General features: G+C 46.7%; 25 protein-coding genes. 4 read left to right on the plus strand and 21 right to left on the minus strand.

The annotated features are described in order from the left end of the window. Window positions 1-45: 45 nt before the first annotated feature. The 5 genes from ACFORK_RS23655 to ACFORK_RS23675 form a co-directional block, all read right to left on the minus strand. A complete protein-coding gene (locus ACFORK_RS23655; RefSeq protein WP_379203693.1) occupies window positions 46-1,077 on the minus strand; it encodes an NAD(P)/FAD-dependent oxidoreductase in 1,032 nt (343 codons plus the stop codon). Further along, a complete protein-coding gene (locus ACFORK_RS23660) occupies window positions 1,077-2,054 on the minus strand; it encodes an ABC transporter substrate-binding protein (RefSeq protein ID WP_379203696.1) in 978 nt (325 codons plus the stop codon). The genes ACFORK_RS23655 and ACFORK_RS23660 overlap by 1 nt, the downstream gene beginning before the upstream one ends. A gap of 114 nt (window positions 2,055-2,168) precedes the next feature. Then, the gene (locus ACFORK_RS23665; RefSeq protein ID WP_379203698.1) at window positions 2,169-3,800 is read right to left on the minus strand and encodes a helix-turn-helix domain-containing protein; all 1,632 of its coding nucleotides are present in this window, start codon (window positions 3,798-3,800) and stop codon (window positions 2,169-2,171) included. Window positions 3,801-3,998: 198 nt separating this feature from the next. Next, window positions 3,999-4,412: a VOC family protein gene (locus ACFORK_RS23670; protein WP_379203700.1), complete on the minus strand. Its 414-nt coding sequence runs from the start codon at window positions 4,410-4,412 to the stop codon at window positions 3,999-4,001. Window positions 4,413-4,509: 97 nt separating this feature from the next. Beyond that, a complete protein-coding gene (locus tag ACFORK_RS23675) occupies window positions 4,510-5,439 on the minus strand; it encodes a ketopantoate reductase family protein (RefSeq protein WP_379203971.1) in 930 nt (309 codons plus the stop codon). A 423-nt stretch (window positions 5,440-5,862) separates the two neighbouring features. Here ACFORK_RS23675 and ACFORK_RS23680 point away from each other — a divergent pair, with 423 nt between their 5' ends. Then, entirely contained in the window at window positions 5,863-7,107 is a 1,245-nt protein-coding gene (locus ACFORK_RS23680; protein ID WP_379203702.1) for an MDR family MFS transporter, read from the plus strand. A 286-nt stretch (window positions 7,108-7,393) separates the two neighbouring features. Here ACFORK_RS23680 and ACFORK_RS23685 read toward each other — a convergent pair whose 3' ends face one another. Both ACFORK_RS23685 and ACFORK_RS23690 read right to left on the minus strand, forming a co-directional pair. Continuing rightward, entirely contained in the window at window positions 7,394-7,564 is a 171-nt protein-coding gene (locus tag ACFORK_RS23685) for a hypothetical protein (RefSeq protein ID WP_379203704.1), read from the minus strand. 63 nt (window positions 7,565-7,627) lie between these two features. Then, window positions 7,628-9,454, minus strand: coding sequence for an ABC transporter substrate-binding protein (locus tag ACFORK_RS23690; RefSeq protein WP_379203706.1), 1,827 nt, complete (start codon window positions 9,452-9,454; stop codon window positions 7,628-7,630). A gap of 136 nt (window positions 9,455-9,590) precedes the next feature. On the opposite strand from ACFORK_RS23690, the gene ACFORK_RS23695 reads away from it, so the two are divergent. Then, window positions 9,591-10,835 carry an MDR family MFS transporter gene (locus ACFORK_RS23695; protein WP_379203708.1) on the plus strand — a complete coding sequence of 415 codons (1,245 nt, stop codon included), beginning with the start codon at window positions 9,591-9,593 and terminating at the stop codon, window positions 10,833-10,835. Between the two features lie 158 nt (window positions 10,836-10,993). On the opposite strand, the gene ACFORK_RS23700 is transcribed toward ACFORK_RS23695, so the two are convergent. Continuing rightward, the gene (locus ACFORK_RS23700) at window positions 10,994-11,953 is read right to left on the minus strand and encodes a helix-turn-helix transcriptional regulator (protein WP_379203710.1); all 960 of its coding nucleotides are present in this window, start codon (window positions 11,951-11,953) and stop codon (window positions 10,994-10,996) included. A 94-nt stretch (window positions 11,954-12,047) separates the two neighbouring features. Here ACFORK_RS23700 and ACFORK_RS23705 point away from each other — a divergent pair, with 94 nt between their 5' ends. After that, a complete protein-coding gene (locus tag ACFORK_RS23705; protein ID WP_379203712.1) occupies window positions 12,048-13,004 on the plus strand; it encodes a Gfo/Idh/MocA family protein in 957 nt (318 codons plus the stop codon). Window positions 13,005-13,835: 831 nt separating this feature from the next. Here the strand turns inward: ACFORK_RS23705 and ACFORK_RS23710 are convergent. Continuing rightward, window positions 13,836-14,381: a GNAT family N-acetyltransferase gene (locus tag ACFORK_RS23710; RefSeq protein ID WP_379203714.1), complete on the minus strand. Its 546-nt coding sequence runs from the start codon at window positions 14,379-14,381 to the stop codon at window positions 13,836-13,838. Window positions 14,382-14,510: 129 nt separating this feature from the next. On the opposite strand from ACFORK_RS23710, the gene xerS reads away from it, so the two are divergent. After that, window positions 14,511-15,593 (plus strand): tyrosine recombinase XerS, encoded by a 1,083-nt coding sequence (gene xerS, locus ACFORK_RS23715; RefSeq protein WP_379203716.1) that lies wholly within the window; start codon window positions 14,511-14,513, stop codon window positions 15,591-15,593. Window positions 15,594-15,737: 144 nt separating this feature from the next. Here the strand turns inward: xerS and ACFORK_RS23720 are convergent, their stop codons facing one another. The 12 genes from ACFORK_RS23720 to ACFORK_RS23775 all read right to left on the minus strand — a co-directional run bounded on the left by ACFORK_RS23720 (window position 15,738) and on the right by ACFORK_RS23775 (window position 23,717). Then, the gene (locus tag ACFORK_RS23720; protein ID WP_379203718.1) at window positions 15,738-15,896 is read right to left on the minus strand and encodes a hypothetical protein; all 159 of its coding nucleotides are present in this window, start codon (window positions 15,894-15,896) and stop codon (window positions 15,738-15,740) included. Window positions 15,897-15,986: 90 nt separating this feature from the next. Next, entirely contained in the window at window positions 15,987-16,217 is a 231-nt protein-coding gene (locus tag ACFORK_RS23725) for a hypothetical protein (RefSeq protein WP_379203720.1), read from the minus strand. Between the two features lie 90 nt (window positions 16,218-16,307). Next, window positions 16,308-16,739 carry an NUDIX hydrolase gene (locus ACFORK_RS23730; RefSeq protein ID WP_379203722.1) on the minus strand — a complete coding sequence of 144 codons (432 nt, stop codon included), beginning with the start codon at window positions 16,737-16,739 and terminating at the stop codon, window positions 16,308-16,310. A 196-nt stretch (window positions 16,740-16,935) separates the two neighbouring features. Further along, window positions 16,936-17,679, minus strand: coding sequence for a DUF4247 domain-containing protein (locus ACFORK_RS23735; protein ID WP_379203724.1), 744 nt, complete (start codon window positions 17,677-17,679; stop codon window positions 16,936-16,938). 12 nt (window positions 17,680-17,691) lie between these two features. Further along, on the minus strand, window positions 17,692-18,198 hold the full coding sequence (locus tag ACFORK_RS23740) for a DUF4178 domain-containing protein (protein ID WP_379203726.1): 507 nt from the start codon (window positions 18,196-18,198) through the stop codon (window positions 17,692-17,694). Window positions 18,199-18,214: 16 nt separating this feature from the next. After that, on the minus strand, window positions 18,215-18,619 hold the full coding sequence (locus tag ACFORK_RS23745; protein WP_379203728.1) for a DUF350 domain-containing protein: 405 nt from the start codon (window positions 18,617-18,619) through the stop codon (window positions 18,215-18,217). A gap of 126 nt (window positions 18,620-18,745) precedes the next feature. After that, window positions 18,746-19,414, minus strand: coding sequence for a PspA/IM30 family protein (locus tag ACFORK_RS23750; RefSeq protein ID WP_379203730.1), 669 nt, complete (start codon window positions 19,412-19,414; stop codon window positions 18,746-18,748). 69 nt (window positions 19,415-19,483) lie between these two features. Further along, window positions 19,484-19,822, minus strand: a complete 339-nt coding sequence (gene lpdD / locus ACFORK_RS23755) for a prenylated flavin chaperone LpdD (protein WP_379203732.1) — start codon at window positions 19,820-19,822, stop codon at window positions 19,484-19,486. Between the two features lie 172 nt (window positions 19,823-19,994). Further along, window positions 19,995-20,624: a hypothetical protein gene (locus tag ACFORK_RS23760; RefSeq protein WP_379203734.1), complete on the minus strand. Its 630-nt coding sequence runs from the start codon at window positions 20,622-20,624 to the stop codon at window positions 19,995-19,997. A gap of 90 nt (window positions 20,625-20,714) precedes the next feature. Beyond that, window positions 20,715-21,647: a dihydroorotate dehydrogenase gene (locus tag ACFORK_RS23765; RefSeq protein WP_379203736.1), complete on the minus strand. Its 933-nt coding sequence runs from the start codon at window positions 21,645-21,647 to the stop codon at window positions 20,715-20,717. Next, the gene (locus ACFORK_RS23770) at window positions 21,640-22,344 is read right to left on the minus strand and encodes a dihydroorotate dehydrogenase electron transfer subunit (RefSeq protein WP_379203738.1); all 705 of its coding nucleotides are present in this window, start codon (window positions 22,342-22,344) and stop codon (window positions 21,640-21,642) included. Before ACFORK_RS23770 ends, ACFORK_RS23765 begins: the two co-directional genes overlap by 8 nt. A gap of 338 nt (window positions 22,345-22,682) precedes the next feature. Next, on the minus strand, window positions 22,683-23,717 hold the full coding sequence (locus ACFORK_RS23775) for an NADH:flavin oxidoreductase/NADH oxidase (RefSeq protein WP_379203739.1): 1,035 nt from the start codon (window positions 23,715-23,717) through the stop codon (window positions 22,683-22,685). Window positions 23,718-23,735: the final 18 nt, after the last annotated feature.

Here is a 23,735-nt window from a genome sequence, read left to right on the forward strand (position 1 = left end):
CAGCAAGCCATGAGAATTCTCTCATAATCTTGCTGTGCATTCTTCTTATTGGTTTTGCAAAATCTCTTTGTTCTTATCAAAAAAACGAGCATTATGAGACGAGACACCGGCCATATCGGTAGCCGTAGGCTCCAGATACATCTTTGCGCTATTCACAGCCAGAACGGCGTCATTAAATGCGCCGGCAATTAACCGGACTTTGCTGCCATAGGTGATAAAATCACCGGCACCGAAGATCCCTGGGAGACTGGTACGCATACGCGGGTCGACGGAAACGCCGTAGTCTTCTTTTTCCAATCCCCATGTCAAGAGTTGTCCAAAGTCACGGTCAAAACCATGACTCACGATCACTTCATCGACTTCAATCTGCTCAATGTCACCGGTCTCGGAATGCTCCAACGCAACTTGCCTAATCCGGTCCCCCTCCCCGTATAAGCGAGAGATGCTGTACGGTGTCATCACCTTAGCCGAAGCTCTCATCTCGGCAACCGGAAGTTCGTGTGCTGTAAACTGATCCCGTCTATGGACAACGGTAACCTGCTTGGTCCATTTGGCAATCTCATTCGCCCAATCTACCGCAGAGTCGCCGCCGCCGGAGATGAGCACCCGTTTATTCTTAAATCTCGAAAGATCTGTAACCAGATAGTGCAGATTCGTCAGTTCATAACGGTTCGCACCTTCCACATCCAGCTTCTGCACTTGAGTCATGCCGCGGCCTGCACAGAGTAGAATGGTACGTGTATAATGACGTTCCCCTGTTTTCGCTGTTAATACGAAGACTTGGTCCTCGCGACGTTCCATATGGGCAATTTCCTGACCAAAGATAATCGTTGGATCAAAGGTTCTCGCCTGTCTCTCCAATGAATCAATCAACTGTTCACACAGAATTGGATCAACACCACCAACATCCCATACCAGCTTCTCCGGGTAGGTCCGCATGAATCCCCCTAATTCGTGCTTGGCTTCGATGATTTTGGTGCGCATTGCTCTCATCCCACTATAGAAAGCTGCATACATCCCTGCGGGACCGCCGCCGATAATCGTAATGTCATAGATATCTTGCTCTTGTATACTCATTAAGGCACCAACTTTTCTACAATATAGTCAATAAGCATGCCAGTTCCGATTGGACCCTTGGCTTGAATATAATCGTTGGTACGTAATGGGAATACATGATTATTTTTAACAGCGCTCAGGCCTTTCCACAGCGGGTTGTCTTCTAATTCTCCTAAGGATTGTGTGCTATCAAAGTCCACCATACTTCTTGTTTCCAAGAAAACATAATCCGGTTTGATAGCTGGTAAAATTTCTAAGGAAAACTGTGTAAACCATACGTCCGAATCCTTAGTAACTTCAGGGCTGGTCAGCCCAAGCGTCTGATAAAAGAATCTACTAACATCGTCATCCGCTTTTGGACCCAAGTAGCGGTATCGGGTAGGTTCTACTCGAAGTACAAGTACGGTTTTGTCACCAATCGCTTGCTGAATTTTATCTTTAGCCTCGCTCGCCTTCTGATCTAGGGCAGTTAACACCTTGTCTGCTTCAGTTTCTTTATGGAAAAGCACGGACAGCTCTTTCATCGCGTCATGTACGCCAACACCAGCCTTTAGAGCGACTGTCGGTGCTATTTTGGATAACTCATCATATACCTTGGCTTCCACGCCTTCACCTGCGGTAACAATCATATCCGGCGATAAGCTCAGCAATTGCTCGAAATTGTATTCATATTGTGCTTGCGATATTGTTTTAACCCCATGCTTCTCCAAATAAGGGGTTCTGTAATCAGGTTCAATCTCTGGAACTACCACTGCATACTGCGGGGGAATCCCCATCTCAATTAAATCCTCTGCATAGCTTGAACTCGTGACAAGAATGTTTTTCGGGTCGGTCGGAATCGTTACATCACCAAAAATATCACTTACAACCCTTGTTTCACTATGACTTGCAGGTGCTTCTTCAGACACCTCTTCCTTCTTACTGGATTCATTGGAACACGCAGCTAAAACAACAACCAAAAGCGCTGTTCCAAGAAACTTAGACAATCGTCCTGCCATTATGTACTCGCCCCTTTTTTATTGATAATAATTATCATTATCAAAGATTATCAAATAAAAAGCCATCCTTCCATAGCGAATGGTGCGAATTCAAATGGATTATTGTGCTACACTCTATTCATGCCCCATTAAGCTGCTAACCACTTGATCAATGATAATGGACTGGCCAATGACTCCACACCCATCCACCCACAGGCTTGTATCAATGTAGAATACGCGATTGTTTTTTACCGCTCTCAAATCCTTCCACTGCTTACTTTCCCTTAGTTTCTCCATATTTTCTTCCGCATTAAAATACTCCATCCTGCGTTTCTCTACGAATAAATATGCCGGATCGGCTGCAGACAATTGATCCATTGTACAAGGGTTAAACCATGCCTCCCCTGCCTTTAGAGACTCGGGAAGCGCTAGCTCCAATCTCTGATACAGTAGCTGTGATACTCCGCTGGAGGTGCCGCCCAAATATCGATATCCGAACGGTTCTACTCGCAAGACCATTACTGTGGCCCCTGATTCAATGATTGATCTTAATTGTTGTCGTGCTGCATTCACTTCATTGTTCATTTGAACCTGGAGCGTGTTCGCTTCTTCTTGTTTATGAAACCAAGCACCAAATTGTTGGAGCAGGATCTCTACATCATTAGTCAGACCCGTTATGATTGGAGCGACCCCGCGCAATTTCTTCTTGATATCTTCGGTTATGAAATGCCCCATAATAATCTCAGGCCGCTCTTGTTGAATAAATTCAATATTAGTCTCATACTGGGGAACTTCCAGCAGTTTAATCCCATGACTTTCAAACAGCTCCCGTTGATGCTGAGGCAGTAATAAAGGTGTTACCATTACAGCTTGGGGAATGATCCCCAATGAGACGAGCAACTCGGCGCATAGTGCAGAGATCGATAATACCTGCCGCTCCCCTAAATGCTGCACATAATTTCTTGGTGACATGCCTGCAAATTGTTTGAAACGACGGCTGAAATAATGCACATCTTCAAACCCTACTTTTTTGGCAATTTCTTGAGAACTGGCTGAAGTAAGTAGTAACTCTTCCTGGGCACGATGGATTCTGTAATTTGCCAGGTAGTCTAGAGGAGGCTTGCCACACATTTCACCGAATTTGCGAGAATAATGCCACTGACTGACACCCGCAATCTGTGCCAGCTCTTCACGAGTGATCGTCTCATGATAATGCTCCTGCATATAAGCAATTGAACGCATTATGCCTTCTTCTGTCGTAGGCTGATCACTCGCTGGTTTATGATATAAATTTTTCAATAATCCATATAAAAGAAACTGATGCTCAACAAGCTGCTCGGAAATCCCCATAGACTGTAATGTATTTAAAGAATCACTTATGCTCGTTAAAAAACCGCCAGTCAGTTGCACAACCTGGTATGTACTACCTAGCGGTACTTTCCAATCTGTTTTCACTACCGTTCCTTCTGCTTTGAGAATGGAGTACGTATGAAATTGGATATGCCAACCTGCTAAATCCAGATTTCCACCTTCTAATACCTCAACGAAAGAGTTCTCTTCGATGGCAATTAATTGACCAAACGTTACATGAACAATCTGTCCGTTAATATTCCAAATCGCTTGGCCATCTGTGATCACGATTAATGTATGGGAGGTACAATAATTGACTTCGCCAGCAGTCATCCATTTATCGGATAGCAATGTGGTCGTCTCCCATTGAGCGATCCATGGTCTTACATACGGTTCCTGCTGTTCTGTCCAGCTCAAGATGTCTTAGCCTCCTTTTATCCTCTATAGCTCCATAACGCGCCCAATTGTCCACATTACAGTGCAGAGACTTTCATTCTACACGAAATTGCTATGAGACAGAAGTGAGAGCTGGACGCAAAAAACACCCCCAAATGCTATTCATTGGAGGTGTTCACTATTTCAATGATTCAGAGAAGCTCAACAAACCTCTTGCTCTTACTGCGGATGCGGAAGACTTAATTGCCAAGATACCCCGAAACGGTCAGCGGTCCAACCAAATTTTTGACTGAATGGGTATGCGCCTAATGGCATGAGGATTTGTCCTTGCTCCGACAGCTCTGCAAAGATCCGGTCAATCTCTTCTTCGGATTCGCAGGTGACGAACAGGGATATCGCAGGTGTGAACGTAAAGGCATGCTTGACATGGCTATCGATACACATATAGACTTGACCGTTCAACGAAAAAGTAGCCTGGACCACACTTCCTTCAGGACCGGCCTCATTGGGTCCATATCGCTTGATACTGATGATTTCAGAATTTTCAAACAAAGAAATATAGAAATTCATCGCTTCTTCGGCCTGTCCTTCGAACATTAAGAACGTGGCAATTTTCTGTGAAGCTTGTCCCATATATAATCAACTCCTGTATTTTAAATTATATGCGCCTCATTTTAACTTAGTTAGAAAGGAATCGCTACAACGCTCAGCTCCATTACCATCCTTATTCCTACTCCGCTGGAGGAAAAACAACTCTCTCATATACCTTTAACCGGGCATATACCGTTTGCAGGATAGGGTAATCGCCTTTATCCGAAGCGGCTAACGCAAGTAGAAAACCATGCAGATGATCGGCTTCGATCGGCAGCTGCTTCTGCATGTCCCGTTGCATAGATGACATCATTGATGGCTGTAAGGACACCATGGTTTGCAAGGTGGTAGCCTCCAGATCTGAATCCACCGGCATTCCGGCACGACGGGCAAGGGTGACAATTTCCTTGAGCAACCGAGAGTATATCTCCATGGCTTCAGGCGTGTGAAGTATCGGCCCAACCGGAGACTCCATGAAAGTAGTAATGCCGCTAAAGCTTGCGATAAATACATATTTCTGCCAAATTACACGCTGAATATCCTCTGAAAGAACGACCGTGAACCCCGCCTGATCCAGGTGGCTGAACAATTGTTGTGACCGCTCAGATCCCCCGCCTGACAATTCTCCAAATACAATACGATGAAACGGACTGGTCTGAATAATTGTTCCTTCATCATCTAGCGTAGATTCAATATAACACAGTCCGCCAAGCACTTTCTCCGGGCCAAAATGGTTGGCTAACGTGCCAAAATGGTCGTAGCCGTTAAGGAGCGGAAGAATTAATGTATGCTCTCCCACATAAGGGGCGATATCTGTCAGCAGTCCCGGCAGATGGTAGGCTTTAACCGACAGGAGGATACAATCAAATGGCTCCGCTTGGTCACCATATGTAATCGTGCGGATAGGGGTATGGAAATCTCCATGCACACTTTTAACCTTCAGCCCGTGATCCGCCAATTGACGCTGTTTGGACGGGCGAACTAGAAAAGTAACGTCTTCTCCTTTTTGAACAAGACGACCACCGAAGTAACCGCCAACTGCACCTGCACCTACAACCAGAAAACGCATATTTGCCATAAATGTTCAAATCCTCTCTATAACCTTATTGGGATAAATAAAAAGACCTCTTAGCAAATCTGCTAAAAGGATCCGACAGGCAAAAAAAGAGTCAAGTTTTGACCGTTCTTTTGTCTCGGTCCTTGCGGATCAGAGCAAAATCCAACGAGTTCACCTCCATGGCTTACGTGTAAAGCTATTCAATTCATGCAATCACGAAGGAGCACCATTCGACCCGGTCGATACAGCCTCCTTCGTGAGTATAACAGAACAGGTATACCTTGCCTATCTTTTTCACGATACGTCAGTTTCTTGAAACTAAAAGGTGAAGAGAACGGATGATTTCTTACACTTTTACTTCCCCCTTTTTCAGATAGAATTATACCTAAGATAAAGATAAAAAATAGAAAATCAGAACGGATTAGGAGTATTTCAATGAAACAACACTTGAAGCACATTCACCCGCTTGCCTGGACGATTATTATTGGTACTCTATTTGGACGTCTGGTGACCTCCATGAGTATTCCATTTCTCTCGATTTACCTAACTCAAGTCCTTGGCGCCACCCCAACCCAGACAGGGGTCACGGTTGCTGTCAGTTCATTGGCAGGCGTTCTAGTTAGCTTCTATGGTGGTTATATCTCCGATATCATCGGCCGTAAGCTTGTCATGCTGATCTCCGTATTCGGATGGGCGGCTGTGTTCTTCGGCTTCTCTGAGGCACGATATTTATGGGTCTTTTTCCTTGTGAATACACTCAATGGATTATGCCGGGCCGTGTTCGAGCCTACTTCACGAGCGCTATTGTCAGATATTACGCCTGCGGATCATAAGCTGCTGGTCTTTAACCTGAGATATGCCGCCATCAACCTTGGGGTTGTCTTCGGGCCCATTATTGGTTTGCAGTTAGGTGCTGCTGAGTCGACCTTCCCATTCCTGATCGCGGGATTCGTCTATATTGTCTATGGTTTGGTATTGTTCCTGCAATTTTACGTTCACCGTGCGAGCATGCCAGCCCGCTCTCATGCCACAGCTCCGCGTCTTCGGGAGGCGCTATCAACCACAGGCCGGGACCGCGTTTTTCTGCCAGTGTTGATTGGAACCACCTTCTGTATACTGGGCTATGGCCATTTTGATTCTACCTTGGCGCAATATTTGGCAATGAATACGCATTTTGCAAACGGGAGACAGCTCTTCACCTACATGTTATCCCTTAATGCAATCACTGTGTTAATTGTGCAATATCCCATTGTCCGAACTGCACGGAAATTTCAACCACTGATGCCTTTGATTCTGGGAAATGCCTGTATTGTCGCGAGCTTGCTTCTTTTTGGCATCAATAGCAGTGTCTTTCTCTTGATGTTCAGTGTCGTGCTATTTACGGTAGGAGAAGTATTGCTGTTCACGATGATGGATATGCTGATCGACAGGATTGCCAAACCTGAATTTAAAGGGACTTACTTCGGCACGATCGGCTTTAACAACATGGGGAATGTATTAGCTCCCGTGCTGGGTGGCATTATGCTGGATCGATTCGGTGCGCTTAACGGCCCCGCCGTCTTTGTCCCACTCGCTCTGATCAGCGCGCTAGCTTTCCCCTTCCTGTTCACAGCTCATAAAAGATTGACTGCCCGTGAAAAAGCTGCTGATAAAGCGGGAGAGGCCATGAATATAGCTTAATTGTATATTCAATAAAACGGACAAGACCCGGTAAAGAGATGAGTTCTCTTCGCCGGGTCTTTATTTTAGCGCATGTGTGTGCGAGAACGGAAAGCAAACTATAATTCTAAGAGCGATTATTACCAGTGGATCAATTGGCGAAGTTAATGCTTGTACGACTCAATGGAAGAGTAAAGTTAACATAATATTATTTCCGTAAACTTGGGTGTGTACTTCCTGAACATTGTAGCGATGCGCTCGCTGACAAACTTTCTCATATCTAAAGGGTCGACGATTTCAGCATAGCTCATGAGCTTAAGTGCTGTGTTACAAGCCGGCCCATAATCGTACATTGACTGTAAAGCAGCTGCTGTTCTCCCTCTTCTACCACGCTTGTGATCTCCAGATTCCCGAGCGCTTGAACATACTGTAGCTCTACATTGAGCCTAACTATATAGTACTCTGCTACTTTCCGCACCTGCGATGAGCCCCCCGCTGCTGTGTTTCTTGAGAGGGTCTTTAAAATCAGGTTTAAGAGGCTTTATACACTCATCCGGCGATTACTATGCGGAGTTGGAACAACACCCTGGAACGGAGATTTGATCCATAATTTCGAGAGATCCAGAAAACCAAAGGTGCTGGTGTGTAATCCATATAAACTTTGATCGAACAGCGCTCTCTTATTAAGATGGCATCCGTAAAGCACCCAGGCATTGTCACGCAAAATACTCTCTGCTTGATTCAGCAGCCTGGCCCTATCAGCTTCGTTCTGCTGCGCAAAATCCTCCAAGCTTCGGTCGATAACATCACACTGGCTCTTGAGCAGGAGGATACGCAAGTAATTGGACTCATTTTTAAAGTAGGTAATCATTCCCCACTGCCAATCCTCTTCCAGGATTTCTTCACCCAATATCAGATCCGCATGCTGCAAAACCTCTTGGGCGTTATGTTTCTTAAGCGGGTGAAACTTAAGCGTTATTCCCACCTCGGCACAACGCCGCTGCAGCCACTGCGCTTCTTCAACTTCTTCTTTTTTAGACATAAAAGCAGCAGTAATTGCTTCACCGCCATATCCGCAAGCTTGCAGCAGCTCTTTAATCTGCTCTGTTGAATCTGCTGTATTCTCCCAGTTCCTCTCTTTGCTATTCCAAGGCAACAAGCTGTCTGCCGGGGTCAATCGACTGCCTCCAAGCTCCTTGATCATAGCTGTCCGGTTATAAATCAGACGCAGGGCCTGCCGAAACTTAAGCTTGTGATGTATGCCTTCCTTATGGAAATTGAACAGAATATAGCGGCAGCCGAGCGCCGGATAATCAATTCGGTTATTGTTATCATTACGAGCATCATGTGCCTTCAGCAGCTGATCTGGCAACTCATATTGTCGTTCTGGCGCAACGTCATGGAGCACAAACCAGATTTCTACCCGGTCGAGCAACGCACGCAAACCGTAGTATTGGTCAAATGCCTCCAGCACAAGAACATTCTCATTCAGTTCCTTGACCCGGTAGGGTCCGGTACCGACAAACTCTGTGCTGAACTCCACGTCATAGGGCACAATGCTCATATGAATATTGCTGAACAAATGCAAGATAAACAAATTCGGCCGATTCAGATGAAAATGGACACAATGTTCGCCTTTCGTCTCGGCACTAATAATATCGCGAAAAAACCAAAGTGTCGGGCTATGCAAATTTCGCAAACGGTCTAGCGATCCAATCACATCTTTGGCGGTCATGACCCTTCCATGATGAAAACGGACCCCTTTACGAAGATAAAACACCCAATGGGTGTGATCCTCGCTGCTCTCCCACATATGAGCCAAACCCGGCAAAAAGCAATCGTTAACAGTGTCATAGATCACGAGTGTGCTACAAATTTGGCTGAGCAAATAGCATTCAAACGCAGAGTAGACAAAGGCAGGGTCCAGCTTATCCAAAGCTCGATTGCGAACCATCCGCAGCACATCCTGTCCCGAAGTAGACTCAGGCTCACTTTGAAAGCCAAGGTGTTTGTTAAGCTCATCCAGCAGACGTATCTTGAGCGGTTCATTTCCGGTGGCATTACCTAGCACCAAGGTCGCTTCTTTTATTTTCCCCTTACCTAGCAATTCCTGAAAGCTATTCTCCAGTATCTCCTCTTTACTCTGCAGGAAGGTAAGCTGGGACATATTCCCTCTCCCTCTACCCGGCTGCCACTGAATTAATCCCTTCTCTTCGAGCTTGCGCAGGATGAATTTCACATTACGGGAGGTGCAGCAGAGGATCTCGCTAAGTTCTTCAATACTTACAGGAAGCGGTTCATGTAGCCGAAAAGCAGGATTTAAAGATTCTGCCATACACAAATAATGCGATGTAGTCTGGTTATACATAAGGCCCCCCCTTTTTTCAAAAAGGTGAAAAGATGAAGGAATATATTACACTTTTACTTCCCCCTTTAATCATTACAATTATAATTAAACATTTATGAAAGATACAGAAAATTTACAGCGAATTAGGAGAACAGCTATGAAACAGCATTTGCAGCAGATTCATCCCTTGGCCTGGACCATCATTGTAGGTACAATGTTCGGTCGTTTAGTCACTTCCATGAGTATTCCCTTTCTGTCTATTTATCTAGTCCAAGTGCTCGGAGCCTCTCCAACGCAGACTGGCATTACGGTTGCCGTCAGCTCGCTTGCAGGGATTCTGATCAGCTTCTACGGCGGCTACATTTCTGATAAAATCGGCCGGAAGGTCATCATGCTGATTTCCGTCTTTAGCTGGGCCGGCGTCTTTTTTGGCTTCGCGGCAGCTAAAGAATTATGGGTCTTCTTTCTCGTTAATATGCTTAACGGAATCTGTCGCGCAGTCTTTGAACCCAGCTCTCGCGCACTGTTATCAGACGTTACTCCGGCTAAACACAAACTACTTGTTTTTAATCTGAGATACGCTGCGATCAATCTGGGGGTTGTATTCGGACCGATTATCGGGCTGCAGCTCGGCTCGGTACAATCCAAGTTTCCTTTTATCATTGCCGGGATCGTCTATATTATCTATGGACTGGTCATCTTCCTTCAGTTCACTTTGCATCGCTCCGCTCTGCCCGTTCACACCGATGTCACGACACCACGTCTCCGGGAAGCCTTAACCACTACAGGGAAGGATGGCGTGTTCGTGCCGGTACTCATTGGTACGATCTTTTGTATCATGGCTTATGGACTTTTTGATTCCACGCTAGCGCAATATCTAACCATGAACACGCACTTTTCTAATGGCAAGCAGTTGTTCTCATATATGCTATCGCTGAACGCAGTGACCGTATTGGTTATGCAATATCCTGTTGTGCGGATCGCCCGCAGATTCTCACCCCTAGTCCCGTTGATCTTAGGGAATGCTCTTCTTGCGTGCAGTATGATGCTCTTCGGCTTAGCTGGAGGCATTGGCTTAATGAGCTTTAGTGTTGTGTTATATACAATCGGTGAAGTACTGCTCGCCTCGATGATGGATATGCTGATCGACCGGATCGCTAAACCTGAATTGAAAGGCACCTACTTTGGCGTTATCGGGTTTAACAACTTGGGGAACGTAATAGCCCCGATTATAGGTGGTCTTCTGTTGGATGAGTTCGGCATGCAGAACGGACCTGCCGTCTTTCTCCCGCTGGGATTAATCATAGCTCTCGGTATCCCCTTCCTGCTCATCGCCAAGAAAAAGCTTGCTGCCAGAGAGCGAGAGACTGTGCAAGCGAGGGAGCGCATGGATATAGCTTAATTACATCTTCAATAAAACTGACAAGACCCGGTGAAGAGATTAGATCTCTTGGCCGGGTTTTTATTTTAGCGCATATAGGAGATTTTAAAGTGAAATGTAATTCAAAGAACGATTAATGCTTGCGGGATAATTGGTTAACATAATATTATTTCCGTAAACTAACTTATGTACTTCCGGGACATTGTGAAGATTCGTTCTTTGACAAACTCCCTAAGAACTACAGGCTCGACGATTTCAGCATAGCCCATAAGCTTCATTGCTGTGTTACAAGCCGACTCATAGTCGTACATATTCACGGTAAGCAGCTGTTGTTCCCCCTTTTCTACCACGTTTATGATCTCCAGATTCCCGAGCGCTTGAACATACTGTAGATCTACTTTGAGTATAACTTCATACTGCTCCGCTACCTTCCGCGCCTGCTTGAAATTCTGCTGCTGCGAGTGCCAATGTTCTTCCAGCGAAAAGTCTCCTGGAATCGTGTATGGATCTTCCAAAAGCTTAACCGCCACAACACGCTCGCATTTGAAGGTACGTATTTCCCTTGCCTTTAGACAATAGGCGACCAAGTACCAGTCACCGAGCTTAACCACTAGCCCATATGGATGCACAAGACGAATACTCTCGCTACCATCTATTTTGCGGTACTGAATCTCTATAGCTCTTGTCCGCCAGACGGCCAATCTCAAGGCTTCCAGACAAGGAATGATTGCACGCGCTATCCACCATGGCGTATCGTCGAAATAAAACCGTTGTTTAGCCTTTGTGACATCCTCCTGGTAAGCGGGTGGCAGTGTCTTTTCCAATTTCAAAAGAGCACTCTTCAGCTTCAATCCCGATTCACTCCCCGCTGCTGTGTGGATACCCATTCCCGTCAAATATAAATGGACTACATCCTCCCCGTGCAGCTGCTTGAGCTGAAGCGTATAGCCTTCCATTAGCGAAATACCGCCATTAGGACCTGGCGTAGATAGAATTGGAATACCTGACTCCGCCAGTACATCCACATCTCGATAGATCGAGCGCACGGACGTCTCTAGCGCAGCGGCTAGTTCACTGGCCTTCATTTTGCCCCGAGACTCCATCAATAACAACATTGCGATCAACCTGTGCAGTCTCAATTGAGATTCTCCTCAGCCATATTTAATTCTTGCCAATCTGTTGTCAACAATTGAAGTATATCATAGAGACTATACAAGGAAGGAAGTAATAACAATGAAAATTGGAATTTTGGGCACCGGATTCGGAGCATATCACACTCAGTTATGGCAAAAGTCAGGACTCGCGGAAAGCATCATTGTATTTGGAAGAAACGAAGGTAAACTACAGCATTTGCAAAGTGAATACAAGGTGGATGTCACAACCCGCATCGATGACATTCTGCAAGATCCAGAGGTTTCGCTGATCGATATTTGCCTCCCCACTACACTTCACCGTGAATACACGATTCAGGCTCTGAAGCATGGAAAGCATGTCTTCTGCGAAACACCGCTGTGTCTGACAGAGGAGGATCTACTGGCGATGCAGCAGGCCGAACAGACCTACGGACGTCGTGTATTTGTGAACCAGTTTATTAAATTTGATCCCCCTTACACCTATCTGCATAACGTAATCTCGGGGCAAAAATATGGCAAGCTCCTCTCTCTTACCCTTAAAAGAGAAACACCTCCCTTGTGGGGGGATCTCGGACTGAAACTCATCGCGACGAATCTGATGATCCATGAGTTGGATTTTATTAGTGGAATCCGGGGTCCGCACAATCCGGCTATGGTTTGGGGGACAAACGCTGAGAAGCAAGGTCAGGCTTTGGTACGAGTAACCTTACAGCACCCTGAAGGATTGACTGAGGTGATGGCGTCTTCACAAATGCCGGAGAAGTATCCTTTTATGGTTGGATATGAGGCTTATTTTGAACACGGTAAGCTTGTATATAATGAGAACGATTATGGCACAGGCCCTGCCGAGTGCACGTTGTTGGAATATACATCACAAGGCCGGCAGCAAATTCACCTTGAAGGAGCCGATCCGTATGAGAAAAGCATTGAACATGTGGCCCATGCCCTTCAGCATGGAACAGATTCTTGTCTCTCGATTGCTCACGCCGCTGTGTCGCTTGAAACGGCCTTTACAATCAGGCAGACACTTATGAAACATGAAAACTTAGAGTTCTAAGTAAAGTGAGAGGGGTGAGGGTTACCTTTTTCCATGGTTTTGTTGATAGATATGATTAGCGTGTGTATTTGCGTTGTATGAGATAGATGTAGAGGGTTGTTTTGGTTTTCTATTGTGAATTTTTCATATGTTGAAATTACAGAATTTTGGGTTTCTTTTTGCTAATTGCTTTGATTCGGTGGTTGGTTCATTTTGTTGCTTTGTTCATTTTGTTGTTTATTTTTTTGATAGTTGGTTAGTTGCCCATTTGCTCATTTGCCAGATCACTGCCCTTAATTGTTCATGTTACTGACAAAAGCAAACTATAAGTTTACCTAATTATTATTATGTTAACTATATTTTCGTCTCCTTCTCTTTCCACCAAAAAAGCATCGTTTACCCCAAGAGGTAATCGATGCTTTTAAAGGGCTGCTCATGTAGATACACAAGTTTAGGGCATCAGAATACCCAAGCTTTCACTTGATCGCCTGTGCTGCTAAAGCTGCTGTGCCACCGTTTTCCTTCGTGTAGCGTTTCTTTTTCCAAAGTTCTCCAAAGTCTACTCAGTGTTTAAATAGCGGCATTTTTGTACCTTATATTGATGATTTTAGCGTGAAAAAGGGAATTAAGAGCATTATTGCACCTTATTTCCCTACATATCCCTAAAAAGGCGACATCCCCAAAGAATTAACATACAAAAGTGCCCTTAATCGATGTTCCCCCTTCGTTGCCGCCGAATTAAGGTACAAAAATGCACTTATTTGCGTATCCACGCGGATGGAAGCAAACCGGTGCTGAGCCAGAGTGTCCTTCCCCTGCCGTTCCAAAGATAGAACAGAGGTTTTCGAGGCACTATTTTATAGTATTGATATTTAATGTGCTGAAATATTGGCTGGGATTACCTTCTCTCGGATTAAACCGCTCCTGAAAAGCCCCATTAGTATAACTGCCGATCACCCGGTGCCAAAAATTGCGGGCTGGAATGTTGGCACGGACCTGTGACACCTTCCAGTCACCCGGGAACATGTCGAAAAGCTTGTGCGCAGCCCAGGTGCCAACACCGGTGCGGCGGTATTTTTTCATTACAAAAAATTCGGTCATATAGAACTGCCCTTCCGTGCTACGCAGCAGCCTGTCCACCAACGCAAAGCCAGCTGTCGCACCGTTCACCGTCATCAGGTAGGCAAATTTGTTATTCCCGCTGTTCCAATAGGCTTCGAGCCCCGGATATGTCGGAAAAAGCCCGTCGCGATTCACATCAATCTCCAGATACTGCGTGAAATCATACAGGTAGAGCTGCATCAGATTGCTGATCACTTGTTTACGTTCCTTGGGAACCAGCTCAATTCCAAGTTCCATGAGGTTCACCCCTGCAAGTCGCTTTTTATAACTCATCATATAACTTTGTCTCTTCAGGAGCAAGGCGCGTCCACCTGCAAGCATCCTACATTTGGGGTCAAGCCTCACAAAACATGATAAGATAAGGAGACAGTACCTGATGGAATACATACAAGAAGGTGATTATTGATGAGCATTCAAAAGACCAACGATCGCAAGCATCTGGACCTGAAGCTGCCGCTCATGCCCTGGTTTGTGCAGCAGTTTATCGATTATAAACGGCCTGACCTTTCTCCCTCCACGCTGCTGGAGTATATCCGGGATTATGAGTCATTTTTCAATTGGCTGCGTGCGGAGGGTCTGTCCGTTGCAGAGAGTAACGCCGGAATAACGCTGCTGGAGCTGGAGACGCTGCATATGGACAGCATTATCGGCTATCGGCTGCATCTCACAACCCGTGCGGAGAGTACGAACAGTAAAGTCACCGTCTCCCGCAAGCTGTCCTCTCTTCGCTCCCTGTTTCATTATCTGAGCCAAATTGCGGAAGATGAGGATTTCTACCCCCTGCTCAAGCGCAATATTATGGCCAAGGTGGAGATCAAACGCATTCACAAGCCAAAGGATACAGCCGCCAAATTGAAGGGTAAAATTCTAGAGGAAGAAGAGTTACTAGAGTTCGTAGGCTACATTTATGAGGGATATGGGCGCGATGTCGAGGGCAACAAACAGGCCTATTATTCTTTTCAAATCAATCGGGAACGGGATGCTTGCATCGCCAGTCTGATTCTCAACTCCGGTCTGCGTGTATCAGAGGTCGTTAATCTCAACGTGGACGATCTGGATCTGAACAATAAAATGCTGTATGTATACCGCAAGGGGCACAATGATGAAACCTTTAAAACCCCAGTCTATTTCCGGGAACAAGCCAAGGATGATCTCACACAGTATCTGAGTCTGCGAAGTTCACGCTACAAAACTCCCAAGAAAGAAAAAGCACTCTTCATCGCTCTCCCCAACGGCAGTCAGGAGGGCAAACGAATGACCAAGCGGGCTATGCAGGAGATGATCATCAAATACGCTAAGCGGTTCGGCAAGCCTTATTTGACAGTTCACAAGCTGCGCCATTCTTTTGCAACCGACTATTATTTGCAGAATGATATCTATAAGACCAAGGAACAGCTTGGACACGCCTCTACGGAGACGACAGAGGTCTATGCCCATCTGACTGATAAAACGATGTCTGAAGCGATTGAGCGGCGTCTGGAATCCTAGCTTGACTACATCGGCGGCTCTGCCCTGTCTGCATTCTGGGTTGGGGCCGCTGCTTTTGCGACGAGGTGTTAAAGACGGATCGATATATGAGTGTGTGGATATTTTCGTGTTTACTATTGTGAATTTTTCATATATTGTAATTTGCTAAACAGAGAGTAAAAGAGGAACTTTATCTTTTGCTTTTGCTGTTGTTGGTGGTTGTGAGCTGCTTGTTGTTGTTATTGGTGTTGGTGTTGGTGTTGGTGTTGGTGTTGGTGTTGGTGTTGTTCTTGGTTCGTTGTTCTTGGTTGACCGTTCATTCATTTCTCTATTAAAAAGAAAACGGATACCCTCTTCCGAAGAAGATTTGTATCCGCTCTTATAAAAATTTATTTTTAATCGTTAAACTATATGTTACAGATTTCTAGTGTATTTCGTAGCCCGTTTGAGACGTTCTATCTCCTGATCGGATAGCTTCTCCTTGCCAAGCAAATGATTATATACTTGTTTTGTCGTAAACTCAGGCGTGGCATTGGCTTTCTTGTCTGTGAGGTCTGAATCCCAGATCGAACCGATAGTCGCACCTTTTAGCATTGTTTTACCAATATCTTTTAAAGAGGTGATCGTCTGTTTCTCATCCTTCATCGTGATTCCCTCCTGTGAAATTATTGCCTTGCTACTTTAGTATTACGACTGTTATGTAAAAAAGGTACATCAAAACGCTGGTAAAATCAACTAATTCCACCCGTAACTAGAGAACCAGCGGTCTTCCTTACGGTCTTTCAGCGCTTGTCCGATAAAAGGGATGAGGTTGTCAGGAAGGTCATCCATGGGGAACCAGCACATATGATCGCATTTATTCGGCTCGGCATTGCGGATCTCTCCCGTCCAGCGCTCTGTGATGAAGAAAAAATCAACCCGCTCGTTAGCAGCTTTGATGTGCATAACACCAGTCATCTCCAGATCATCCGGTTGAATCACAACACCGCATTCTTCTCTAACTTCCCGAATAGCTGCCATCTTCACTTCTTCGCCTCCGTCCAGCTTTCCTCCCGGGGGCCCATACTTGCCATCCTCATGTCCGGTGTTACAACGGCGCATCAAGAGTATTTGCTGATCCTTAATCAGGAACATATGAGCTACACTTACCAGTTGGAAATGACTCATCCGTTAATCCTCCAATGTGTACAGTAAAGTGGGAAAAATAGAACATATGTTCTCTAATCCAGAATACCACACTTTTTGATTGGTTAACATTCATTTTTCAAGACGATATCTTGTCTTCTAACATCCTTTTTCAACCTCGTCTCATAAAAAAAGCAGAGCCGCTCTTACTGACGCGTCTCTGCTTGAAGCTTGGGTGTCACCTACCCCTTCGGCCGATTTTACCGGTACCAAAGCGGGTTTTGGGCTTGCTAATTTTGGGCTTCGGCGCATTGAAAAAGTCGGACCCGCTCTTCTTACGGGTAATGCTGCCTTTGCTTGTACCGCTATCACTCTTGCTGCTTCCTCCGCCCACACTGCCCGGATCGGTGACACTCTTGCTGCTACCCCTACGGGTGATTTGTCCCTTCCGTTCTACGGTGACCGGTGGCGCAATTTTTTTATCCTGTTCGGTCGGCTTGTGATACGTTCCTTGCTTGGGTTTATATTCATCCTTGCTTCCATAACCCCGGTAAGAGCCATATCCGCCCCCCGAACCGAACAAATCGCCGATTAGCCTGGCCGCAAGATAAGTCTCCAGAAAGCTTGAGTTATAGTTGCTACGCACATACTCTTCTGAATCGACTTCGACCAGCGTATCCTCCGGCTTTTTCGGGTCTTGTTGCAAATGGTACCACTGTTTGCCGTAGACCAAGAACATATGTTCCGAATTAGCAGATGAGATCTGATCCGGCTTCTTCTGTGACGCCAGTTCATCCGCTACTTCCTCTACCGATTGGCCACTTGCCCTGTAGACATAGGAGGTGGAATGGCCTTCCTTGTTCACGGATTCCAGCGGATAGTTCTCCTTGAGGTCGGGAGCACTGCCGCATGCGGCAAGCAGGGAAGCCAGTAGCCCCAGTACCATAACTAAGGATAACAAGCGTGCTAACTGTCTTTTCATGGGCACCCTCTCCTATGAAGCCCGGATTACCCTTACATCGCCCGGGATCACTTTCTCACCTTCATACAGCATAAACCGTCCGTTCTGCCATTCTATGCGTAGCAGACGGAAGTCATCGGACTGGTACTGCCACACATGCTGCTCTCCCCCATTCATGAATGGGGTCTGCCCCGCCACCGCTACATGACCTTCGTATTCTTCCTCCAGGAAGAACTCATGGTCATCCAATTCCAGCGTCGTTGGCACTTCTGCAGGATTATCCAGCCGTCCGTCAATCGGTTTATACAACCCATATTGTAGCTGCTCCCGCTCCTCAATATGCAGATAGGCGATTTCACTGCCATCGCGCAGTGTCAGCACAACTGCATTCCGCCCTCGGTTATGGGTCCTCCCAGTGACCTGATACGTAACCAGCGAGACTTCGCAGATATCCCCGGGTGCAAGACTAAGCATGCTCTTGGGTACTGCCGGAGGCTCCGGCTTGGAGAATAAATTGCCTATGCGTTTCCAGATACTCAACCTCCATCATTCCTTCCTACAAAAAAGCTGAAATAATTAAAGCCCCGACGATATGCAGCGAACCCGAAAGCAAACCATAGCCAATCTTCCCCTGCTGCGTCCCATGATCCAGATCCAGCTTGCCCCAAACGGCAAACAACAGGCGCACAGTCCGCTCAAGCAGCAACAACAGCGCAAAGGAAACCACCGATACAAGCAGCGCTTCTCCGAGCCGGTTTGAGGTAGAAATGGAGGTCGATAATATGTATGCCTGGGTCAGCAACTTCAGTACGAGCCGTGTCGTGACAGCCATATTGCCCGCTTTCAGTTCCTCAATATCGTTATAACGGGTAAAAAGTGAATCCACGTACATCAGCACGAACAGCAAAATAACACTACATACCGTCCATACCACCATGGATACCAGTATATGGAGATCCATTGACTTCAGCCCCCGCTTCATCAATTTTTATACCCTGTACTTGCATAGATAAAAGCGAAGGAGAAACGATCGCGCTGTCTCCCCTTCGCCTATTGATATTAAGCCGTTACTCCGGCTTTACCGTTCTTACTTCTTGTCGTATTGCTTAAGTAGTGCAGCCAGTTCGTCTTCCACAGCCTGGTCCTTGTGAAGCTTCTCGAATTCGTCATCCAGCGATTTGCTGCCGGAGCTCATTTCGTTGCTGGCTTCCGCCTGTGCTTCCGCTTGAAGCATCTTCTCTTCCATCCGTTTGAGGCCTGCGGAGGCCGAGTCGGTATTGAATCCGCTCATCGCTTTGTTGATTTCAGTTTGTGCTTTAGCAGCGTTATAACGCGCTACCAGCGTCTCACGCTTGTTCTTCATTTGGACAAGCTGCTTGCGCATCTCTTCCAGCTTGCCGCGCAGGTTGTCTGCGGAGGCTTTATTCTGATCAAAGCTAGCTTTGTACTCCACCAGTTTGGCTTCTGCTGCTTTCTTCTCTTCAAGTGCACGGCGGGCAAGATCAACGTTCCCGGCTTGAGCAGCGGCGTGAGCCTGTTGGTTACGCTTGTCGACGAGTGCTTCTTGCTCTTCGTAAAGCTGTTTGAATTTCTTCTCAATGGCGATTTGAGCAGCTACTGCTTTCTCAGCATCCTCCAAATCTTCGGTCATGTCGCGGATGTATTGATCCGTCATCTTGATCGGGTCTTCAGCCTTATCGATAATCGCATTAATATTGGACATTGTGAGATCGCGCAATCTTTTAAAAATAGACATTATTCATTCCTCCAAAAGAAAGTTTAAAAAACTGTTTGTTATCTCTTACGCAAAGATGCCGCCGCCGTTTCAACTTTGTTGCAATAAATATTGTTCAACTTTGGCATTAACAATTTCCACAACCTGCTGAATACCTTCCTTGGTCAGATCATCATAATGAATGCCCATGACTACCGTCACTGATCTTTGCAGTGCGGTTGCTATCCTATGAGCAATTCCCTCACTCAAAGTGTGTTCTTTGTGATGAGGAACAGCCGAGGTCAGCACTTCAACTTGATCTCCGATCAGAAAAGCTGTACTGGCTGCACCGATATGACTTACACCACCGGTAATTAGCAGCAGCAGATCACGGCCAACCTCCAGCGCGGTCAGTTCAATATCGCCCGGATGAATGTTCTCGTCAGCCAATTTCATAGCCTCCTCTTATAATAACCGAATCATCAAGAAATAACTTCCTTCCCACCTGCTACAGCGGCAAGGTGAAACCTTTGTTACGTACTTTACTATATCATGGAATCGTCTGTCTCTGGTAGAACACAAGCAGCCTTACTAATAAATCATGCTTCGTTAAGAAGGATTGTTACCAGTCCGTCAATATTTTTTCAACGATTTCAAAATTTTCCTGAAGGCTTACACTTCCGTCCACTTCAATAACATGCCGATGCAGTTCTGCAGCTTCTCTGTATACATATCGTGCGAATGAAGCATCCCTATCCATCCAGTTGTCAAAAGCCATTACGGGATTGTCCGTCTGTCTCAAAACGTCGTGAATCCACGGCCGTTGGCTATAGTGCTCTCTTTGAAAAGACTCAGAAGGCACAATCCATAACGCTCGATGATGACTATGACTCCTCAAGTAGGGATCGACAAGGCACGGTAATAGCTGGTTACCTTCCACAATAATAGGCCGATCTGCACGCTTTGCAGCAAGGTCTTCGATTACAAAAAGGAAGTCCTCCATAAAGAACTGGATGTAATGTCTGAGCTTTTCCTGAGGATCAGTGTGACAGAAGGCTTCATTGAAATCCATCACCGCGCTCTTATGCATGGCCGGATGATGTTGTGGGGATATCAGTTTCAGATGGACTTCGGAATGGAAATCGCAGGCATAAAGATCCAGCCCATATTTCTCCGCATACTTTGCAGCGATCGTGCTTTTCCCGGAGCAGGCGGAGCCGCCGATCCAATAAATAGTCTGGTTCAGATTCATGTTCATATCCCCACCGCTTTCTTTATCCGGCTCAAACAGGACTGAATTTGGAGAACAGCCCCCGCAGAAAACGGGGGCTGCACCTATATTTTATATAATTCCGCGAATTTCGTCCAAAGAACTGATCTTTTCTTCTTCCATAAACTTCCGCAATTCGTCTACCAATGTGCTGCCGGCCCGCAGGTTCATGAAATTGTAAGTACCCACCTGAACCACCGTTGCACCAGCCATAATAAATTCAATTATATCGGTGGCTGAGGTGATTCCGCCCATGCCCATGACCGGAATGTTCACGCTCTTGGCCACTTGATGCACCATCCGCAGGGCGATAGGCTTAATAGCCGGACCGGATAATCCGGCGTACAGGTTGTTAAACACACTGCTACGCTTACGGACATCAATTTTCATCCCGGAAATCGTATTGATGAGCGAGATTGCGTCCGCTCCTTCCGCCTCGCACATTTGTGCCATCACGGCGATATCTTCCGCCTGGGGCGACAGCTTCACCGCGAGCGGAAGCTGTGTGGCCCGCCGCACGGCTCTGACCACTTCTTGCGCGGCCGGTGTTTTGATGCCAAAAGCGATCCCGCCCTCCTTAACGTTCGGACAAGAGATGTTCAGCTCGATCATGTCTACAGCCGTTGTTCCTGCGCGCTGACGGGCATCTGCGTCCTGCTGGATCAGTTCCGCACCGCGCACATAATCCTCAAGCGTCCCCCCACCCAGATTGACGATACGGACCGTATCAAGGTTCTCCCAATAAGGACATTCCTTGGCGAGGAATGCTTCAACTCCGGGATTCTCCAGTCCAACACTGTTGAGCATACCGGAAGCTGTCTCGTATACGCGAATCCCAGGGTTACCCGCCTTGGGATTCAGTGTCAGGCCTTTGCCGGAGATTCCTCCGAGTGCGGATACATCATATAGCTTGCCATATTCATGTCCAAAGCCAAAGGTGCCGGAGGCCATAACAAGCGGATTCTTGAAATGTACATTGCCAATCTTAGCGCTCAGATTAATCATGGAAAATCACCTCTTCCGCCAGAAAAACAGGCCCATCGGCGCAGGGTTTGCGCTGTCCGTCACGACAGGACACGCTGCAGACCAGGCAGGCGCCAATGCCACAGGCCATCCGGTTCTCCAGCGACAGATACACCCGGGTACTGCTTCCAGCTTCGACAGCAGCCTGGCCTTTCTGCTGAGCTGCTTTGAGCATGGGATGTGGTCCACATACGAAGATATGGTCATACGCAGTAAAATCAACACTGTCGAGAATCCGTCCGCCCACATCCACCGTCAAGGATGCGGCACGGGAAGAAAAGGCATCCGTGCGGAAGGCTTCCCTGCTGAAGCCCAAGTAAACGTCACTGTCTGGCAGCTTCTCAGCGCAATAAAAAAGCGGGGCAATGCCAATCCCCCCGCCTACGAGTGCTACTTTCCCGGACACATGCGGAAATCCGTTGCCAAACGGCCCTTCCAGATTTACCGTGTCACCTGGATTCAATCCAGCCATAATTTCTGTACCTTCGCCAACCACATGATACAGAAATTCAACCCCATTATCGTTCACCTGATGTATGCTAAGCGGTCTGGACAGCAGCGGATAGGCTCCCCATGCCCGCAGCATGTAGAATTGACCCATTTGTCCGCCGTGATTACCCTCCACCCTAAGATGGAATACTCCATCTGCCAGCCGTTCGTTACTTATAACTGTCGCCACGTTATCAAGCTCCTTCAAATTTAATCTTATTAAAGATTGCCTTAGAAGGAGCTTGAAATCTGTGACAATATTCACACTAGATAAGAAGAACTTATGATTCGAACGCTAGGCTCGGTCGTCACTACGGTGGAATGTTTGGACTTCCGGCCGCTGTTGTTCCCAGATTTCTTATTTATAACCGCTTCTAGCGGTTGAAATCTGGGAACAGCATGTGCTTCCGATGCGAGCTTTCCTGCGGAAAGCTTTCAGGCGGTCGCTATCGCTCCTACAGTTCCAAACTTCCCCCTTCGTTCCTTCTCGCTTACTGTTACTTTCTATTGTTCTTCTTATATAATAATCTATTTTCTGTTCCAGAGCCCGCGCTCATAAGCTTTAGGCACCTGATTTACGCCTTCCAGCGCTTCCTGTGCATGCAGCGCCCAATAAGGATCACTCAGCATGCCACGACCAACCGCGGCCAGATCCGCCCGTTCTTCTGTTACCACAGCCTGTGCATCCGCATAGGATTCCAAGCGTCCTACCGCAATAACAGGTACTTGCAGTCCGGTCCGTATGTACTCGGCCAGATCGACCTGATATGCTGAACCCGCATTTGGCCCGCCGTTCGAGCCGATTGGACCTTCCCCGCCAGTCGAGATATGAAACAGATCTACCCCGGCATCGCGATAGCGGGTGCAGAATTCTAGCGCATACTCACGGTCATATCCCCCGTCTACATATTCCTTGGCGGAAACCCTCATGATGATAGGCATGTCCGCAGGGAGCACTTCTTTAACTGCTCTGACTACCTGCTCACCAAACAAGCTAAGATCCTTGCCATATTCATCTTCTCTGACATTCGTCAGCGGGGAATGGAACTGATGGATCAGGTATCCGTGCGCACCATGAATCTCCACGCTGTCAAATCCCGCTTCCACCGCTCTACGCGCAGCTTCGCGATAAGCTGTCACCAGTTCGGCAATCTCTTCGCGCGTTAAAGCCTTGGGAGTCTTGGAACGACTGTCAAAAGGTATCGCAGACGGTGCAACCGGCGGTTCTGCATCCAATGCCTTGCGTCCGGCATGCCCAAGTTGAATCGCAATTTTGGCGCCCTGAGCATGCACAGCATCTGTGAGCTTGCGATAAGCTTCAACCTGCTCGTCATTCCAAATACCGGTGTCTTTGTTCGTGATTCGGCCATCCGGGTGAACGCCCGTCATTTCTACAATAATAAAGCCTGTACCGCCCACGGCACGGCTGACATAATGCACAAAATGCCAGTCATTAGGGATACCATCCTGCTTGTCCACGGAATATTGGCACATTGGAGGCATCACAATCCGATTTTTCAGTGATAGTCCTTTCAATTCATAAGGGGTGAATAAATTCGGCATACTTGTCTCCATCCTTCC

This window comes from Paenibacillus sp. GCM10012306 (assembly GCF_042649265.1).
Lineage (GTDB): Bacteria > Bacillota > Bacilli > Paenibacillales > Paenibacillaceae > Paenibacillus_AQ.

What these genes read in the sequence shown, in the direction of transcription:
- ACFORK_RS23670 (WP_379203700.1), bottom strand. Translation starts at nt 4,412, where the DNA reads ATGGGACAAGCTTCACAGAAAATTGCCACGTTCTTAATGTTCGAAGGA.
- ACFORK_RS23655 (WP_379203693.1), bottom strand. Translation starts at nt 1,077, where the DNA reads ATGAGTATACAAGAGCAAGATATCTATGACATTACGATTATCGGCGGC.
- ACFORK_RS23720 (WP_379203718.1), bottom strand. Translation starts at nt 15,896, where the DNA reads ATGAATGAACGGTCAACCAAGAACAACGAACCAAGAACAACACCAACA.
- ACFORK_RS23765 (WP_379203736.1), bottom strand. Translation starts at nt 21,647, where the DNA reads ATGATTAATCTGAGCGCTAAGATTGGCAATGTACATTTCAAGAATCCG.
- ACFORK_RS23725 (WP_379203720.1), bottom strand. Translation starts at nt 16,217, where the DNA reads ATGAAGGATGAGAAACAGACGATCACCTCTTTAAAAGATATTGGTAAA.
- ACFORK_RS23730 (WP_379203722.1), bottom strand. Translation starts at nt 16,739, where the DNA reads ATGAGTCATTTCCAACTGGTAAGTGTAGCTCATATGTTCCTGATTAAG.
- ACFORK_RS23750 (WP_379203730.1), bottom strand. Translation starts at nt 19,414, where the DNA reads ATGTCTATTTTTAAAAGATTGCGCGATCTCACAATGTCCAATATTAAT.
- ACFORK_RS23735 (WP_379203724.1), bottom strand. Translation starts at nt 17,679, where the DNA reads ATGAAAAGACAGTTAGCACGCTTGTTATCCTTAGTTATGGTACTGGGG.
- ACFORK_RS23745 (WP_379203728.1), bottom strand. Translation starts at nt 18,619, where the DNA reads ATGGATCTCCATATACTGGTATCCATGGTGGTATGGACGGTATGTAGT.
- ACFORK_RS23680 (WP_379203702.1), top strand. Translation starts at nt 5,863, where the DNA reads ATGAAACAACACTTGAAGCACATTCACCCGCTTGCCTGGACGATTATT.
- ACFORK_RS23695 (WP_379203708.1), top strand. Translation starts at nt 9,591, where the DNA reads ATGAAACAGCATTTGCAGCAGATTCATCCCTTGGCCTGGACCATCATT.
- ACFORK_RS23675 (WP_379203971.1), bottom strand. Translation starts at nt 5,439, where the DNA reads ATGCGTTTTCTGGTTGTAGGTGCAGGTGCAGTTGGCGGTTACTTCGGT.
- ACFORK_RS23705 (WP_379203712.1), top strand. Translation starts at nt 12,048, where the DNA reads ATGAAAATTGGAATTTTGGGCACCGGATTCGGAGCATATCACACTCAG.
- ACFORK_RS23775 (WP_379203739.1), bottom strand. Translation starts at nt 23,717, where the DNA reads ATGCCGAATTTATTCACCCCTTATGAATTGAAAGGACTATCACTGAAA.
- ACFORK_RS23660 (WP_379203696.1), bottom strand. Translation starts at nt 2,054, where the DNA reads ATGGCAGGACGATTGTCTAAGTTTCTTGGAACAGCGCTTTTGGTTGTT.
- ACFORK_RS23760 (WP_379203734.1), bottom strand. Translation starts at nt 20,624, where the DNA reads ATGAATCTGAACCAGACTATTTATTGGATCGGCGGCTCCGCCTGCTCC.
- ACFORK_RS23690 (WP_379203706.1), bottom strand. Translation starts at nt 9,454, where the DNA reads ATGTATAACCAGACTACATCGCATTATTTGTGTATGGCAGAATCTTTA.
- ACFORK_RS23710 (WP_379203714.1), bottom strand. Translation starts at nt 14,381, where the DNA reads ATGATGAGTTATAAAAAGCGACTTGCAGGGGTGAACCTCATGGAACTT.
- xerS (WP_379203716.1), top strand. Translation starts at nt 14,511, where the DNA reads ATGAGCATTCAAAAGACCAACGATCGCAAGCATCTGGACCTGAAGCTG.